This is a genomic window from Priestia sp. 3CA3, from assembly GCF_056836725.1.
The window spans coordinates 823772-841650 of record NZ_JBXENJ010000001.1 but is presented as its reverse complement, the minus strand read 5'-3'; the positions used below and the strand labels follow the sequence as shown (position 1 = coordinate 841650).

The 17879-nt window shown below is 39.5% G+C and carries 15 protein-coding genes; 2 read left to right on the top strand and 13 right to left on the bottom strand.

Translation table 11 applies throughout. The features are described from left to right. Window positions 1-40: 40 nt before the first annotated feature. Complete coding sequence (ilvA, locus tag AC1VNJ_RS04270; protein WP_013084697.1) at window positions 41-1312, bottom strand: threonine ammonia-lyase IlvA; 1272 nt, start codon at window positions 1310-1312, stop codon at window positions 41-43. A gap of 231 nt (window positions 1313-1543) precedes the next feature. On the opposite strand from ilvA, the gene AC1VNJ_RS04265 reads away from it, so the two are divergent. Beyond that, window positions 1544-1762, top strand: a complete 219-nt coding sequence (locus tag AC1VNJ_RS04265) for a hypothetical protein (RefSeq protein ID WP_482640341.1) — start codon at window positions 1544-1546, stop codon at window positions 1760-1762. A 294-nt stretch (window positions 1763-2056) separates the two neighbouring features. Here the strand turns inward: AC1VNJ_RS04265 and AC1VNJ_RS04260 are convergent, their stop codons facing one another. The 12 genes from AC1VNJ_RS04260 to AC1VNJ_RS04205 all read right to left on the bottom strand — a co-directional run bounded on the left by AC1VNJ_RS04260 (window position 2057) and on the right by AC1VNJ_RS04205 (window position 16076). Then, window positions 2057-2542 (bottom strand): dihydrofolate reductase, encoded by a 486-nt coding sequence (locus AC1VNJ_RS04260; protein WP_028415131.1) that lies wholly within the window; start codon window positions 2540-2542, stop codon window positions 2057-2059. Further along, window positions 2539-3333, bottom strand: coding sequence for a thymidylate synthase (locus AC1VNJ_RS04255; RefSeq protein WP_013058746.1), 795 nt, complete (start codon window positions 3331-3333; stop codon window positions 2539-2541). The genes AC1VNJ_RS04260 and AC1VNJ_RS04255 overlap by 4 nt, the downstream gene beginning before the upstream one ends. Window positions 3334-3600: 267 nt before the next feature. Then, window positions 3601-4503, bottom strand: coding sequence for a formyltetrahydrofolate deformylase (gene purU, locus AC1VNJ_RS04250; protein ID WP_028415133.1), 903 nt, complete (start codon window positions 4501-4503; stop codon window positions 3601-3603). 285 nt (window positions 4504-4788) lie between these two features. Continuing rightward, entirely contained in the window at window positions 4789-6594 is a 1806-nt protein-coding gene (locus AC1VNJ_RS04245) for an IucA/IucC family protein (protein ID WP_033579849.1), read from the bottom strand. Beyond that, on the bottom strand, window positions 6591-7745 hold the full coding sequence (locus AC1VNJ_RS04240; protein WP_033579848.1) for an MFS transporter: 1155 nt from the start codon (window positions 7743-7745) through the stop codon (window positions 6591-6593). The genes AC1VNJ_RS04245 and AC1VNJ_RS04240 overlap by 4 nt, the downstream gene beginning before the upstream one ends. Before the next feature lie 3 nt (window positions 7746-7748). Next, on the bottom strand, window positions 7749-9038 hold the full coding sequence (locus AC1VNJ_RS04235) for a lysine N(6)-hydroxylase/L-ornithine N(5)-oxygenase family protein (RefSeq protein ID WP_049166069.1): 1290 nt from the start codon (window positions 9036-9038) through the stop codon (window positions 7749-7751). After that, window positions 9017-9610: a GNAT family N-acetyltransferase gene (locus AC1VNJ_RS04230; protein WP_028415137.1), complete on the bottom strand. Its 594-nt coding sequence runs from the start codon at window positions 9608-9610 to the stop codon at window positions 9017-9019. Before AC1VNJ_RS04230 ends, AC1VNJ_RS04235 begins: the two co-directional genes overlap by 22 nt. Then, on the bottom strand, window positions 9607-11361 hold the full coding sequence (locus AC1VNJ_RS04225) for an IucA/IucC family protein (protein ID WP_482640340.1): 1755 nt from the start codon (window positions 11359-11361) through the stop codon (window positions 9607-9609). Before AC1VNJ_RS04225 ends, AC1VNJ_RS04230 begins: the two co-directional genes overlap by 4 nt. After that, window positions 11339-12859 (bottom strand): pyridoxal phosphate-dependent decarboxylase family protein, encoded by a 1521-nt coding sequence (locus tag AC1VNJ_RS04220; protein ID WP_155007685.1) that lies wholly within the window; start codon window positions 12857-12859, stop codon window positions 11339-11341. The genes AC1VNJ_RS04225 and AC1VNJ_RS04220 overlap by 23 nt, the downstream gene beginning before the upstream one ends. 1 nt (window position 12860) lies before the next feature. Beyond that, window positions 12861-14225: a diaminobutyrate--2-oxoglutarate transaminase gene (locus tag AC1VNJ_RS04215; protein ID WP_480381465.1), complete on the bottom strand. Its 1365-nt coding sequence runs from the start codon at window positions 14223-14225 to the stop codon at window positions 12861-12863. A 262-nt stretch (window positions 14226-14487) separates the two neighbouring features. Further along, window positions 14488-15180 (bottom strand): copper homeostasis protein CutC, encoded by a 693-nt coding sequence (locus AC1VNJ_RS04210; RefSeq protein ID WP_014458532.1) that lies wholly within the window; start codon window positions 15178-15180, stop codon window positions 14488-14490. 251 nt (window positions 15181-15431) lie between these two features. Further along, window positions 15432-16076: a hypothetical protein gene (locus AC1VNJ_RS04205; RefSeq protein WP_482640339.1), complete on the bottom strand. Its 645-nt coding sequence runs from the start codon at window positions 16074-16076 to the stop codon at window positions 15432-15434. Window positions 16077-16241: 165 nt separating this feature from the next. Between AC1VNJ_RS04205 and AC1VNJ_RS04200 the strand changes: the two genes are divergently transcribed. Continuing rightward, window positions 16242-17669, top strand: coding sequence for a cryptochrome/photolyase family protein (locus AC1VNJ_RS04200; RefSeq protein ID WP_482640338.1), 1428 nt, complete (start codon window positions 16242-16244; stop codon window positions 17667-17669). Window positions 17670-17879 lie beyond the last annotated feature (210 nt).

The following is a 17879-nucleotide window of genomic DNA, read 5'->3' as shown; positions in this document are numbered from 1 at the left end:
GACAGTTGATGAAGCATTCCTTTTTAAAACGACCTTCTATTTAAATAAATAAGTGAAACAAGTTGCTTTCTTTATTAATTTCTGTGTAAGGAAATCCTTTTTTATCCATACGATTAATTAGTGGATAATAATCTTCTTTATGCTTAAGCTCGATTCCCACAAGTGCAGGCCCGCTGTCTTTGTTATTCTTTTTCGTATACTCAAAGCGCGAAATATCGTCTGTCGGTCCAAGCACTTCGTCTAAAAATTCACGAAGAGCTCCTGCGCGCTGAGGGAAGTTAACGATAAAATAATGCTGTAATCCTTCATAAATCATCGAACGTTCTTTGATTTCTTGCATACGTCCAATGTCATTGTTGCCTCCGCTGATGACGCAAACAACCGTTTTTCCTTTAATTTGCTCACGGTATGAGTCAAGAGCAGCAATCGAAAGAGCTCCTGCTGGTTCTGCTACAATCGCATTTTCATTGTATAGAGATAAAATGGTTGTGCAAACCTTGCCTTCAGGAACAACTACAATATCGTCCACAAGCTCTTTACTGATGTCATACGGAAGCGTTCCAACTGTTTTAACAGCCGCTCCGTCTACAAATGGATCGATTGCCGGTAGCGTCACTACATTTCCATTTGCTAAAGATGTCTGCATACCAGGCGCGCCTGCTGGTTCTACCCCAATCACAGCTGTTTGAGGCGAGATGCTTTTTACGTATGTGCCGACACCGGAAATTAATCCGCCCCCGCCGATACCCGCAAATACGTAGTCAATTTCATCTTCACAGTCATTGAACATTTCAACGGCTACTGTACCCTGTCCTGCAATAACGTCTACATCATTAAATGGATGAATAAATGTTCGATGCTCCTCTTCACTGCATGCAATAGCTTGTTCATAAGAATCATCAAACGTATCTCCGATTAGTACGACCTTTACGTTATCTTTGCCTAGAAATTTCACTTGATTAATTTTTTGGCGTGGCGTTGTGCTCGGCATAAAGATTTTACCATCGATATTTAAATGACGGCACGCATATGCTACACCTTGTGCGTGGTTTCCTGCACTTGCACAGGCAATTCCATTTTCTAATTCTTCTGGGGATAACTTTTTGATTCGATTGTACGCACCGCGGATTTTAAATGAGCGCACCACCTGTAAATCCTCACGTTTTAAATAGATATTACATTCATATCGTTCAGACAAAACGTCATTACGCTGTAGTGGTGTATGCACAACAACATCTTTAATCAATTGATTTGCAATCATGATGTCCTCTAAATGTACGTGTTTTGTTCGATTATCTACTTGTTGTTTCATAACCAACTTCCTTCCTCTTCTACCATTATTAATTTGTACATTATATCACATAAAATTTAGAAAAATCATTATTTTTCATTAATAATGACTAAAAAAACTTTTCCAACTATTTTACTGTCCACATACTTTACATATGTTTAGCAAACGCTAAATAGACTTACAAAATTGCCCATACTTTCTACATGCAGCTGATGCTATAACAGGTATAAATTAAGAAAGGTTGTGGAATAAATGGAGTTTTCACTTCAAAGTTATGAAAGTGCCATTCCGTGCGAAGTAGTTGCAGATGAAGAAAACGGTAGATATATGCTTCGCAAAGCAGATACAAGCGGAGAAGTTTTTAATACACCAAGCGAGCTGATTCAATGGATTGAAGCAAACTGGAGCGCTGAACAGTTTGTTAGCACAGCCGCTTTTCACAAAATGATGAAGCAATTAAAATCAATATAAAAAGAGATTGAGACATAACGAAATAGACCCCACCTAAAGACGTCTAATATGAATCGGTTTTTACACCGCAGTTGATTTCCGTGCAAGACTTCGCTTTCCGCGGGCGGTGAGCCTCCTCATTGCTTCCGCTCCCGCCTGAGTCTTCGCCTTGCCCTCCAATCAACTGCTAAAAGCACCTACAGACATGAAACCTACGTTCACCATCACAAAGAAAGATCCGAACGATGAATCGTTCGGATCTTTCTTCAACTACCATACTTTTGTCCCAGACTCGCATTTTTTTAATAAGGGAAATCAGCTTCGCTCGTATACGGTAAAATAATACGTGTAGGGATTTTTTTCATCTTTAATTCCTTGCTGCTTCGAAATAACTTTCCATTCGCTCAAATCAATCGCAGGAAAATGTGTATCGCCGTCAAAAGATTCTTCAATATGCGTAATATAAAGTCGGTTTGCAACGTCTAATGTTTGCTCATACAGAGTAGCTCCACCAATCACAAAGAGCTCGTCTTCTTTTTCAGCATCTAATGCTTCTAGTTCCTCAACTGAATGAATAACGGTTGCTCCTTCTTGCTGATAATCTTTTTGACGCGTAAGAACCACATTTTCGCGATTAGGGAGCGGTCGTCCAATTGATTCAAATGTTTTTCTTCCCATTACAATCGTATGACTCGTTGTGATGCGCTTGAAATACTTTAAATCTTCCGGAAGACGCCATGGCAAATCATTCTCTTTACCGATCAGCCTATTTTGATCCATTGCGACAATGAGGGAAATCATACGCTCACAGCTCCTTTAATGTGAGGATGCGCATTATAATCTACTAATTCAAAGTCTTCAAATTTAAAGTCAAAAATTGATTTTACGTCTGGATTGATTTTCATTTTTGGTAATGCATGAGGCTCGCGCGTCAACTGCAGGTTTACTTGTTCGATGTGATTGCTGTAGATATGCGCATCACCAAACGTATGAACAAAATCACCTGGCTCTAAATCACACACTTGTGCCACCATCATTGTAAGCAGCGCATATGAAGCTATATTAAACGGTACGCCTAGGAAAATATCAGCTGAGCGCTGATACAATTGACAAGACAATTTGCCGTCCGCTACATAAAACTGAAATAAGCAGTGACAAGGCGGCAAAGCCATATTGTCTACATCAGATACATTCCAGGCGCTTACCATTAAGCGGCGCGAATCAGGATTGTTTTTGATTTGATTAATAACATTTGTAATTTGATCAATTTTTTCGCCGTCCGGCGTTGGCCATGAACGCCACTGATGACCATATACAGGGCCAAGCTCGCCGTTTTCATCCGCCCATTCATTCCAAATGCGCACGCCGTTATCTTGTAAATACTTAACGTTTGTATCTCCTTGTAAAAACCAAAGCAGTTCATGAATAATTGATTTCAAATGAAGTTTTTTTGTCGTTAATACCGGGAAACCTTCTTGTAAATTAAAACGCATTTGATAGCCAAATGTGCTAATTGTACCTGTTCCTGTCCGATCTTCTTTTTTTGTTCCATTTGCTAACACATGCTCGCAAAGTTCAAGATATTGTTTCACTTCCGACACTTCCTTTATTAAAAAGTCCTTTTCTATTGTATAAGTGTTCACGGGCTAAGTAAACAACTAAATCTCAGCTCATATAGAAAAGTTCTTTATCATGTAGGTACGCGATTTCCCCGAAAAAAAACGAGAATGAGACCTAATGAAACCTACGTTTACCATGACCATAAAAAAATCCGAACGAATTTCATTCTCTCTCAAGAATCTCGATTCATCGTTCGGATCTCCCTTCGGCTAAACTACTTTTTAACAGCTTAGTCTTTGTTAATTAAATACAATTGTGCGGTTTTCATGCACTAAAATGCGGTCTTCTAAGTGCCATTTCACAGCGCGTGCAAGCACCGTACGTTCAATTAAGCGGCCTTTTTTCTTTAAGTCATCCGCATCATCACGGTGATTCACGCGTTCAATATCTTGTTCAATAATTGGTCCTTCATCCAAGTCGTCCGTTACATAGTGAGACGTAGCACCAATTAATTTTACGCCTCGTTGATATGCACGTTCATATGGACGTGCTCCAATGAATGCCGGTAAGAATGAATGGTGAATATTAATAATGCGATACGGATTTTCAGCCACAAAGGTCGGCGTTAAAATTTGCATATAACGCGCTAAAATAATTACATCAATATCATAATCTTTTAATACTTGAAGCTGTTTTGCTTCTGCTTCTTGACGAATGTCTTTTGTCGCTGGTATATGCTTAAATGGAATGCCAAACGATTCAACTACTTCGCGCGCATCTTCGTGATTGCTTACAACGACAGCGATGTCTGTCATCAAGTCTCCGCTTTCCCACGCCCACAGCAGCTCTAGCAGACAGTGAGGCTCTTTTGACACAAAAATAGCTGTTTTTTTCAAATTATGAGCATATGTAAACTGCCAGTTCATCGAAAATGTATCCGCAATCTTTTTGAAGCTTTCTTCTAGCTTTACTTCTTTAGCTAATAAATCCTCACATTCAAATTCGAAACGGATAAAAAACATGCCGCCTTCATGGTTTGTTGAATGTTGACTTGATTCTACAATATTTGCACCGTGCTCATGTAAAAACGTAGACACAGCGGCTACAATACCCGGTTTGTCCGGACAGCTAATTAGCAGCCGACCTCGGTTTTTATATTTCTCTTTATATGAAGTTAAATGTTTTTGAATATGCGATTTCATGTAATTCCCTCTCTTTTTTTAAATATACAGACAATTGTACCATTATCCTTGTAGCGATGCGACATTGAAATAAGGCTTTGACAAAAGAAAGCCGAAACGTTTGCTTCGGCTTTCATATTTGTTGTTCTACCATCTACTCCATCAAATCGTTCATTCACTGATCTTTACGTTCTACACATACATAAAATGAGTGTTTCCTAAAGTGCTGCCGCTCATCCCCTTAGCTGCCTGCTTTAGAATTAACCATAAAAAAGCCGCTAGTACAACACCAGCGGCTTTTCCTTATTATTGCACGGCTTTTTCACTCACTTCATGCAAAGCATTTCTCACCGTACCATATTCACTTGCGTGAGGACGATCTCCGTCATCTTCGTATCCGTAGTCAAACATTCGATTTCGATTTAACGTTAACTTCGTAATCGTTGGACGCAACAAATCAAATAATTCAAATCGTTTTTTCAAATGTGGAAATGATGCTTGATAATGCAAGATTTCTGCTCGTACACTTTTCCAAAAGTCCTCTTCTTCTACACCTTCATGCTCTTCTAAGATGCTTGCTAAATAGCGGAAGTGACAAACAAATAACCCTGTTAAAATAAACTGCGTCAATCCTTCCGGCTCTTCGCTGCGCAGCACTTCTTTTAATTCAAAAGATAGCTGCTGCAATTCTTCAAACGGCTGATCGCTAATATTCACGTCGTCTACAAAATCTTTCATAATAATTCGAACCGGCTTGTTGTTTTTAAGAACCAGTACCGTATTTTGACCGTGCGGGGAAAATACAGTGCCGTATTGATACAAGTAATGAAGTAGTGGCGGCAACACAGCGCTGGTTAGCGCATTAATCCACTCGTTAGGAGTTAAGCCTGACTTTTCAATATATGACGAAACTAAAGCCTTCCCTTGACCGTCAACATGTAATAGCGCAGCTAGCGTAATCGCATGCTCTCCTTCTTCTAGCTCTTGATAAATGCTTTCACGCCAAACGACTCCAAGCATCTCTAGATACTGATAAGGCGCATTTTTAATAGAAGCGAACGTCGGCTGAGTGACGTTTAACGTAGCCACTTCTCCTAAAAGTCCTACTTTGCACGTATCTTTTAAAAACGTATCACGATCTCTTATACCTTTTATATGCTGAGTGACTTGAGGAGCAATGACCGTCCTCTCACTTGGAAGGCCTCTGTACACAAGCGTATTTAATATACTCATTGGAAGCTTTACGTGATACTTATCTCGATTTGTTGTATTCACAAATGTACGAATCGACTGCTGAGGCAAGTATTGATCCTGCCCTTCTCCTAAAGGAACAATTAAATTATTTGCAATGTATTCAGCGAATAAAGGAACAATTACGTTCAGCCACTGCCATTCATGGACAGGAATATAATAATAGTCCGCAGGTAAAAGACTTTGGCTTGTTAACTCTTTTTCAAATTCAGCTAGCGTCTCAGCGCTTAACTCCTTCTTCATGACATCATCAAAACCAAGGGTATCCAACGAATGAAATGAAGCAATTTGCTTCTCTACAGCAATCCATGAAAGCTGAATTTCTTGTTTTTGCTCGGGCGCAAACCGAAGATAGTCATCATAACCAAACCCAATGCGCCCTTTATTATACGTAATCCAAGGATGCCCCGTCATTTCACCTTCTAGCTCTGCATAATCCATATCTGCTAATTCATCAGCTGATTTTCGATTTTGCAAATGCAAATCTGCTACTAATGTATGAAAATATTCTTTTGCTAAGTGGCCTGCAGTTGAGCTAGACATTCCTTTGTCTTCAGATAAGCTAATTAACAGCTGTAGTGCTTCTGAAAATGTGGGGTTTGACGTTTGAGATGTTAGTTTAATACTTTCTGGCAGTACAGAAAAACTATCAAACATTCGCTGTTTCGCTTGATATGTATACGTAACGCCCCGATGGTCTTCCCATTGATACATAGCAATCGCACCCTGTTTTTGCAGTTGTTTCGGCTCAATAATATGTTCATACATGAATTCCTGCAGCATTTTAGCTAAAAGCTGTCGATTTGCTTTTTCCCATGATTGCTTATTAAATACAGAAAGATTCGTTTCTTTGATTTTCATCCTTCATTCTCCTTTACTTGTCTTAGAATAGGGATTGTTTTATTACGCAGCGGCATTACAGCGCTAGCAGCTAGCAAAGCAGCTGCTCCCGCTACTAAAGGAAATGCCAAATCCACTTTGCTGATTTCTAATGCTAAAATCGGTGCAATCAGCAGAGCGATATTTTGAACAGCAATAAGCCAGCTGTAATAGTAAGCAGCCGCTTCTTTACTTTTTCGAAATAAATAGATATCCAGTATAACCATGCTGAGATAAAACCCGGCTCCATATAAAATTCGGCTGATAATAAACACGCTGAGATGATCAGCATATGCCTGCAAACACAGCACCAAAACACTAGCACCCGTTATGCCATAAAAAAGCGGTATAACGTTGCCGTTCAATAGTTTGGTAGGTACCGTAAGCTTTAAGACAATCGCCATAATACTCGGCATCGCATACAGCAAAGCGCTGCCTTGACTGCTCATGCCATATGTTTCATGTGTAAACAATGTAAAATAAGGGCGAATGACATTGTGCCCAAGGTAAAAAAAGAAAATCGCCAGCAAATAAAAAAAGATGGGCTCGTTTATACTTTGAATGGATGGCGTTTTTTCTGCTTTTAAAGGTAATGCTTTTCTTGTTAAGAGCCATACGGCCAGTACCATATCAATTAAAGCAAAGTATTGATATACGTTAAGCGGCATTTCCCATGCAATAACCGTACTTCCAAACAAGCTAGCGACAATAATAGCCGTATGAACAATAAATACATACGTTGTTGCAGCACTTGCCTTTTTCTGTCCTTTTTTCATGTGGCCTACTAAATAGGGGTACAAAAGATATAAACTGCTTTGAAATAGGAGCAGCACTAAGGAAGTAGCTAAAAATTCATAAAAAGTAGAAACTTCGCTCAAAATGACTTTAATTAAGGCCGTCATTAAAAGTGACGTTACAACTACATATTTTACGTTCCATTTCTTAAACAGCATTCCCCATAAAGGTGTCATAACAATGACCACAATCCGGCAGCAAATAATGAAAAAAGACGTCATCGCCACTCCATCTACATGAAATGCATGTGTAAAATACTGTGGATAAAATGGTGATAATAATACTTCTGACGTCATGGTCATAAACAAGCAGATAAAAACAAAACGCGCGGAAATCATTTCTTAAAATCCGAACTTTTGGAAAACAGTATTTTTATATATTTTGTACACGCTTTTGCCTGCAATTTGGTTAATCAAAACAGCATTGCGATAAGCGCCTAAACCTAAGTCCGGTGCTCCAACTCCGTGTGTATGAAGCTCTCCGTTTTGCACAAATAGCGGGGCTCCTTTCTTCTTCATCTCAACTTGATAGCGTTCGTTAATTTTCAGCTGGCCTTTTTCATCGAATAGTACATGTTCTTTTAAACCTTCCATAAAAGCAGGCTCTTTTGCATGATAGCCAGTAGCCATAATGACAATTTCACTTTCTTCTTTTTCAAATGAGTCCTGCTCGTATTGGTGAAGAGTCAGAAGATGTGTATCGTTTATCTTTTCAACGCCTGCAAGTTCCGTAAGCGCGCGCATCGTTAGAGGCACTTCTTTTCCTCCAATTGTTCGTTCGTAAATCAAATCATAAATATTCCCGATTGTTTCAAAGCTTATTCCTTTATAGAGGAGAGCTTGATTTCGTAAAACGCTCTCTTTTTTCTCTTCGGGCAATCTGTAAAAATAGCGGGTATAATCCGGTGAAAAATGTTCAAGGCCAAGCTTTGAATATTCCATTGGATAAAAACCTTTTGAGCGCGTATACCAATTCAGCTTATACTCAAACTCAGGCTGCTGTTGAAGTAAATCATAGACAATTTCAGCTGCACTTTGACCAGAGCCAATTACGGTTATGCTTTTAGCCTGCAGCGTTTGCTGACGCTTCATTTTGTAATGAGCGGAGTGATAAAACGTATCGCTTGCCACTGTTTGAAAGTCTCTTGGCACTACGGGCTGCGTACCTACTCCAGTAACAAGATGATAGCTGTAATAGGTATAAAGCTTTCCTTCTTTTTCAACTGTTACTTCGTAGTAAGGCTTAGCGTCTTCATGCATTTTTACTTCTTTTACTGTGCTGTTAAATTCAAGCCCACTCAGCTGGCTCGCTACCCAGCGGCAATAGTGATTGTATTCATTTCTCGGAATATGAAACTTTTCAAAGAAATAAAACTGATACAAGCGCTCATGCTCATGCAAATAATTTAAGAACGTGTATGGACTCTTCGGATCCACCATCGTGACCACATCTGCCATAAACGGCACTTGAAGTGTTGTACCTTCTAAAAGCATTCCTGGATGCCAATTAAACTCATTTTTTTGTTCAAAACATTTATATGTACAATCTTTTTTATCAATTAAAGCGGCTAATCCTAAATTAAATGGACCAACTCCTACTCCAATTACGTCTAAAATGTCCCGTTGTTCCACTCGCTCCACCTTCTTTCAAATACTTCTCTTTCACATTTCATCAGTACACCCGTTTTATCAGGCAGCGACACTTCTTTCATGAATTGAAACCCGCATTTTTTAAATACTGCAATCATTTTTTCATTTCGTCTATCTGGCTCCGCTATTACTTTAGCAGTGTCTGCTACGTTAAACTTATGCTTTAGCAAACTAAGAAGGAGCGGATAAATATAGCCTTTTCCTAAAAAAGCAGGTTCTCCAATCAATAAATGAATTCCTTGATCTCCTTTTTCATAAGGATAATAGTTACTGATTATGTCACCTTCAACCATATAAGATTCCCAATAGCTCATAGGTACACCATCAATTTCTCCGATTAGCAGCTTTTGATGAGAATCAGCTAAAAATGTTTTTAAATGCTGCTCGTACGCCTGTTTTGAAATATTTAAATTCCAATACGGAATAACATGCGGTTCATGCATCCACTTGTACAGCCGTTCGAAATCTTTTGCAAAAGAAACAGAGCGAAAGGTAATGCTCTGCTCCTTTTGCTGAATCATAAATGGATACTGCGTTTGCAAGGCTGATTTCATACACGTACACCTGCATATTCGAACAATGGATTCTCGACATTTACATAAACAGACTGTGTTTCAAGAGATCCTACCAGCTCATCCATATCATGAACGCGCGTTAAGAAGTTGGCTTTGCAAGGAAGCACTTTCTCTTCTAACATTGATGAAACAAGCCCTGTATGATCTTTTTCTTTGTACATCTCGATCTCTTGTCGCAAAATCAATAGCAGATCTGATTCTTGAGTGAGGCCAGCTGCACCAAAAGCGTTAACTAATCCTAAAATATGATTAAAAAATACGTAATAACGAAATCTTTCTTCTGCTACAGCGTCATCACAGACCGTATCGCTTTCTCCATTTAAGAAAGGAAGCAGCTTGCGAAGCTCTTGTTCCTTTGATTTCATAAAGTAATAGCCTTGGTTATCGCGGTAGTAAAACACCGATGGATATCCGTTTTCATCAAGTTTAATAACGGAGTTTTGCTGATGAGCTTCCAGCGCAATTCCTTTTTGAGTGTAAAGCCACATCATAGGATGAAAAGATACGTCTAAATAGCGTTTAAACCAGCGCTTGCTTACATCTTCAGTCGTGCTATTTTCACTTGCAGCAATGTGATGAATAATATTTTCAATTTGAGAAGCTTCTCCAAACACATGATCTTGACACAAACTGGCTAGAAGTGTTGTACGATCCCCTTGCTTACCTTGAAAAGGATTGCTTCGAATCATAACTTCAAATCCAAGCTCCTTTTCTCCAAGCGTGATGTAAGCAGGGTCTTCAATTACTTGAAAAGCCGGATGATTTTCGTGAAGCTCCGCCTGTAATCCCTTTTGCAATAAACGGCTAACTTCTACCCCTCTGCTTAATTCTTTGCGTTTGTTCACTCTCAGTGAATTAGTGATCTTTACCGGAATGGAAAATTTGTACATCACATCTGCATTGTTACTGTATACGGTTCGAACAGACGAAGTCGGATAAAACGGCTGACCGTGTGGCCCTAGATAAGCAAGCCTGCCTTTTTGAATCCATTGGCACACTTCTTCTTTTCCTAAAAGATAACGAGCTTGCAGCGGATGCATAGGTATAAGTGAATAATCGTCCGCTTGGCAATAAGAATGTATGAATTCTTCAGAAACCGTCTTATCTTTTTTCAGCTGCTCTTTAATAAGCTGTGAAGCGGTTTGATTTCCAGCGGACTGTTCTGCAACGAGAGATGCATGCGCTTTAAAATAATGAAGCTGAAATTCCCCGTTCACTTCAGGTCCAAATACCTCTTCTTCTTCAGGTAATATCCCTTGGCGGCTTTTAGGTGTTGGATGCAGCTGGTGGCCAATAAGCAATGACTGCTCAGATTCTAAGAACGTTTTGTCCCATTTATAGCACGTCTCTAACTCTTTCTGCCTTTTTTCAATGAATAATTTCATATTTTCATAGCTTAATAGAACACGTATAATTAGCTCATTTACTTGTACTAAATGATCCGTTACTTCTTTTAAAAGAAAGGCCAAAAGAGTGACGATATCTAACTCCTTAATCTCCTCTTGCTGAATACGATAAGAAAAGTTTGAAAAGAACAAGTGACGTCCGGTGGCTGAGCGGTACTTTACTGGAAAGTAAAGAGTTACCGGCTGTTTTTCTAGTCTAAGAACGAGCGTTTCCTCACTTTTTATTTCTGAAACGGACTCCCATACTCCCTTACCTGTCTCTCGAATATAGCAATTAATAATGTTTTGCATCGTAATAAAATTAGCCGATAACTGAGCGTTCACGTAATCGCTCCTCCTTTTTCTCCAACTGTTTGCCTAAAGCAACAACTTCCTCTAAATGAGTGACAACAGAATCAAATGTAATCATAGGATTTAACATCGTTAGTTTTAAATAGACTCGTTCTTTATGCTTTGTTTTTGCCATGATAAACGTGCCTTTTTCGTATAAGTGCTGCTGAATACGCTGATTCAACCTATTTTCATAATGCTGATGCTTTTGACAATCACTATATAAAATATCTGGTACATAGCGAAAGACAACCGCGTTCATATAAGGGTCATTTAACACTTCTACATTGCTTTGTTTTTGTAAGTAGTCAGCTGTTTGCTTAGCAGTTTCAATCGTGTGGTCAACCATTTCTCCGTATTCATTTGCACCTACTGCACCGAAAGTAAGCCAGAGCTTCAAGGCGTCAAACCGCTTTGTCGTTTGAATGCTGCGGTCTACTAAGTGCACATGCTCATCTTCTTCAGGATTTAAATAATCTGCATGAAGCTGAATGTGTTTAAACATAGCTGAATTTTTCAGTAAAAATGCTCCGCAGCTTACAGGCTGATAAAACCATTTATGAAAATCCATCGTGATAGAATCCGCTTGTTCAAGAGCTTGTAAGCGTTCACGGTACTTATGGGAAAACAGCAGCCCTCCTCCATAAGCGGCGTCAGCATGGAGCCAGAGCCCTTCTTTTTTAGCAAGCTCACTTATTTCAAAAAGAGGATCTACGCTGCCAAAATCTGTTGTACCTGCCGTTGCTACAATAGCAAAAGGGAGGTTGCCCTGAGCTTTCACTTCCTGTATTGCTTCTTCTAAGCTTTTTATATCCATTTCATGCTGCTCATTGCACTTTACACTCACCACTGCACGCATGCCCAGCCCAAGCTGAGCTGCAGATTGTTGCACCGTAAAGTGCGCTTTTTCCGAGCAGAAAATCCGCAGTTTTTTAGCTTGGAACGGTAAGCCTTCTTTACTAACATCCATTGAAAAGGCAGAATGGCAATATTCATTACGAGCAAGCAGGAGTCCCATATAATTTGACTGCGTCCCTCCGCTTGTAAAAATGCCTGAAGATGAGCTTGGATAACCAATTTGTTGTGTTAACTCATCAATCACTTTATCTTCTATATACGTAGCTGCCGGACTTTGATCCCACGAGTCCATAGATTGATTCAAAGCAGAAATCATCACTTCCGCAGCAAGAGCGGGTATAATCGGAGGGCAATGCAAGTGCGCCATTGCTCCGGGATGCGAAATATGAAGCGAATGATTCATCACTACTGCTTGTACGTTATCAAATAAATCTTCTAGCGGCTGTTCGTGCTTGCTAAAATAGACAGAACGATTGACTAAGTTTGACAACTCTTCAACGTCGATGTGAGTATAAGCGGACTTTAATTCATAGTAGTGACGTTTGATCATCTCAGTCATTCCGCCTATCATCGCTTCATAATTCTCGAGGCTTTCCTTTGATGATGATAAAAACCACTTTTCAAACGGTGCCATTCTATTTATTCACCCACTTCTCTTCTGCTGCTTTTACCGCTTCTTCAAATTTCGTTAATATTTCATCCGTTTGTTGTTTCGTTAAAATTAATGGAGGAAGCAAACGAATAACAGCACCATGCCTTCCACCGACTTCTAAAATGACGCCTCTGTTAAAACATTCTTTTTGAATCAGCTTAGCTAACTCACCGTTTGCAGGATGACTGCCGATTTTATTAGCCGGCTTTGTCGCGTCGATGATTTCAACACCCAGCATCAAACCTCTTCCACGTACATCTCCAATCGACAATACTTGCTTTTGAATATGTCTTAGCTGGCTTTGAATGTAGGCTCCCAACTCGTGAGCATGCGCAGGTAAGTTTTCTTGTTTTATAAATTGCAGAGTAGCCCGTCCTGTAGCCATTGCAAGCTGATTTCCTCTAAAGGTGCCGATATGTGCACCTGCTTCCCATTGATCAAGCCTTTTATCATACAGAACAACGGATAATGGAAGGCTTCCTCCAATTGCTTTAGACAGTACTAATACATCCGGTTCGATATCAGCGTGCTCAAATGCATACAGTTTTCCTGTTCGTCCAATTCCAGTTTGAACTTCATCCACAATAAGCGGAATATCTCGTTCTTTTGTAATTCGGCGAAGCTCTTTTAACCACGGAATCGGTGCTGGAACAGAACCTCCTTCTCCTTGTACAATTTCTACTACAACACCGGCAGGAGTCACAATTCCGCTTTCAGGATCATCCAGCATATTTTCAATATATGTACTAATATACGTGTGTCCTTCAGCACCTACGCCAAAAGGGCAGCGATATTCATATGGGTAGGGTAAAAAATGTGTATCTGGCACTAGCGCATGAATGTGCTTTTTTGGACTCGTTGTACCGCTGATGCTTAATGTTCCGTGTGTGGAGCCGTGATATCCCCCTTGAAAAGATAAAATCGTTCGGTTGCCTGTTGCTGTTTTCACAAGTTTCAAAGCCGCTTCAATTGCGTCTCCTCCAGTGGGACCGCAAAACTGAATTTTCGCTTTGTTTGCGAAATTTTCCGGCAAACTAGCGAATACTTCATCGATAAAAGCTTCTTTTACAGGCGTTGTTAAATCTAATGTATGTAAAGGAATAGATTTTGCTAAAACGTCTTGAATTGCTTCATGAACTACGTGATGGTTATGACCAAGAGCAAGTGTGCCGGCTCCTGCTAAACAATCAATATACTCTTTTCCATCCATATCCGTGATCACGGCGCCTTTTGCCTGCTTAATCGCAATAGGAAGGCGTCTAGGATAAGATCTTGCATTGGATTCTCGTTCATTTTGCATAGCAAGCAGCATTTCGTTTGATGTAAGTTGTTTCGTTGACGTTGACATATCATATCCTCCTGTTTGTTCAATTGATAATGATTTTCATTAACAATTACAACAATAAATGATAATGATTATCACTGTCAATAATTATTCTGAAAATATGAAATTATTCCTATTTCACTCTACAGTCGCAAAAACTCAGTATTTCTCTTATGTATCAAGGGTTAAAAGAGTTTTATGTTGTTTTCCAATTAGGGAAAACTATGTAATAAGTCCCTTTCTATTTCCAAATAAAAAAGTGCTACAATTTCTTGTAGCACTTCTGTTACTTTTGCTTATTCATCGTTTCTTTTGCAGCTTTTACACTCCTTGGGTCAAGCGGTTTCGTATATTGACAATTTACTCGAACCCCTGAACCAATACGAATTTCTTTCACGGGAGTAACGGATAAGAACGCTTGAAGATTTTCAGGCTTCAGCCCTTTTGTCCCGATTAAAATAATATCTTTATCTTTCATTCTTCTTAACAGCTTTTTAATATGAGGAATACCGTTTAGCGCACTTTTATCCGCTCCTGAAGTCATGACACGCTGAATTTGCTTATAGCTTAAAAGCGTTTCAAGCGCCTTTTCTTGATCACTGATTTCATCAAATGCTAAGTGGAACGTTACGTTCATTTCTCCTGCCGCATCCAGCAGTCGCTTTAAAGCTTGCTCATCGATAATTTTGTCTTCTGTTAAACAGCCAATTTCAATTCCATCAATGCCAATTTCTCTTGCATAGTGAATATCTTCAATCATTGTTTGCAAATCATCTTCATCATATTGAAAAGATTGATTATGCGGACGAATCATTACAAATATTGGGATATGTATCGTTTCTTTTACTTTTTTCATCAAACCGTAGCTTGGGGTTAAGCCGCCTTCACCGATTCCAGTTACAAGACTTATACGATCGGCACCATGTTCCTGGGCAACTTTAGCATCATGCAAGGTTGCAGCTGTGACTTCTAATATCATTCTAAAAACACCCTTTCCCCTTTAATATAGAGCTTTTGCCTTCTTTTCCCTGTATTTATACTTAAAAAACTCTACCAAACTCTCTTATGTAAGAAAACACCCAAAAGATGTGATTAATATTTGCAAAAAATTGAATGTCATGGAAAAAGAGTAAGAACTATTCTTTTTCTCATGACGTTTCAATTAATAAAATTCTATATTTATACTAAAGATCCAAAAATACATCCCTTTTATCTAGGGTAAAGGATTTATTAAAAAGGGCGTGGATTTGTTTGTTGCATGAACATCCACTCATTTAAAGAATGAGGCTGCTGATGACCAACGGGTGCTGAGACATCGCGGCATCCGCAATCATGCATCGGCATTTGACCCATTCCTCCGTGCATTGGCGGCATTCCTCCATGCATCGGCATTTGACCCATTCCTCCGTACATTGGCGGCATTCCTCCATGCATCGGCATTTGACCCATTCCTCCGTGCATTGGCGGCATTCCTCCATGCATCGGCATTTGACCCATTCCTCCGTGCATTGGCGGCATTCCTCCATGCATCGGCATTTGGCACATTCCTTCGTGCATTGGCGCCATTCCGTCTTTCATGGGCATTTGATCCATCCCTCCATGCATTGGCGGTAGTTCTCCGTACATTGGCATTTGATTCATGTCTTTTTGCATAGTTGGCATTTGACTCATTCCGCCATGCATCGACGGCATTCCGTCTTTCATCGGCGGCATTTCTCCGTGCATCGGCATTTGACTTGTGCCTTCTTGTATCGGCATTGCCTGCATTTCCTTTGCAGAAGGCATCGGCGGCATTTTAGCAGGCTTAGGTGCTGCTTGCATATATGGATTGGATATCGGTTGTCCGGTTTGTTTCATTCCATACGAATTTCTCATTTTTAAGGGCTCCTTCCCATTCTCTTACTCTGTTTACGTTATTCTTTTTACCATCAATCTGAAATTCGTCCATAAGAAAATAGGCCTTCTACACATTCAAAATTGTAGAACGTATGAGAAAAAAGCTATAATCGAGGCAAATTGCAGATAGAAAGGTGGCACATGATGAATAAAACCATTATCGTATGGATTCGAAAAGATTTTCGGCTGGTTGATAACCCAGCTCTATTTCACGCAGCTAAAGAAGGAATGGTTGTACCTGTTTATATCCATGACGACCATGAAGAAAACTCAATGGGAAGTGCAAGTAAATGGTGGCTTCACCATGCGCTAAATGACTTTAAAACTTCGATCGAACAAATACAAGGAACGCTAATTGTACAAAAAGGAAACCCTAAAGATGTGTTGCAAAAATTACTCCATGAAACGAATGCGCAAGATATTTATTGGAACAGACGCTATGAACCATATGCGCTAAAAAGAGATAAAGAGCTTCAAGCTTTTTTTTCAGAGCAACAAATAAATATTCGCACATTTGAAGGATTTCTCCTTCATGAACCTTGGAAAATCACAAAAGAAAATGGAGATCCTTATAAAGTATTTACAGCTTACTATAAAGCTTCTCAAAAACATGCCGTATCTTCTGCTGTAAAAAAAGTTACTTCCATACAGGCCTTCTCTAAACCAATTGAATCTCTTTCGGTCTCAGATCTCGATTTACTTCCAAGCATCCCCTGGGACGAAACGATTAAGTCGACGTGGGAAGCTACGGAAAAAGGCGCTGTTAATGCCTTTAAAACGTTTTTAAAGAAGAAGTTGCTTCACTATGAAAAAGGACGAGATTTTCCCGCTGAAGCATTAAATTCATTTCTATCTCCTTATTTTTCTACAGGACAGCTCTCAGTTCGAGTCCTTTATCATTATTTGAGAACTAAAGCAGAAAAAGTAAGCTCTGATGCCTTTGACCATCAAGCTGAAATGTTTATTCGTCAACTTGTATGGAGAGATTTTGCTTATCAGCTGCTTTATCATTTCCCACACACTACAAGTGAACCGCTGAATGAAAAATTCAAGCAATTTCAGTGGGCGGACGGCAATGAAGAGCTTCAAGCTTGGAAAAATGGAAAAACCGGCTATCCCCTTGTCGATGCCGGAATGCGGGAGCTGTGGGAAACAGGTTTTATGCACAATCGAGTTCGAATGGTAGCTGCTTCCTTTTTAGTAAAGCATCTTTTAATTCATTGGAAACACGGAGCCAATTGGTTTTTTGATACCTTAGTAGATGCAGATTTAGCTAACAACACAATGGGCTGGCAGTGGGTTGCAGGCTCGGGAGCAGACGCCGCGCCATATTTTCGTATCTTTAATCCAACTGCTCAATCAGAAAAATTTGATAAAGAAGGAGAATATATTAAAAAGTGGCTTCCAGAGCTTAGAGATCTTCCTTCCTCCTACATTCATAAACCTTGGGAGGCTCCAGCAGACGTATTAGAAAAAGCAAACGTTACGCTTGATAAAACATATCCGACTCCAATTGTTGATCATAAAGCAGCTAGAGAGCGTGCGCTAGAGCATTATCAAGACATCAAATAAGAGGTATTATTCACCTCTTATTTGACGTCTTGATTTTTTAAATGTGTAAAAATTCCCATTTCGCATCTATTTGCAACTAAAAACATGTATTTGAAATCCATTTATAGGGTTTTCAAGCCCAGTTTCCCTCTCTATAGCACATTTGATTTTTCATATTTTTTCCTATAATTTGAATATATAATAATGATTATATGTGCTTGAGAACTCTCT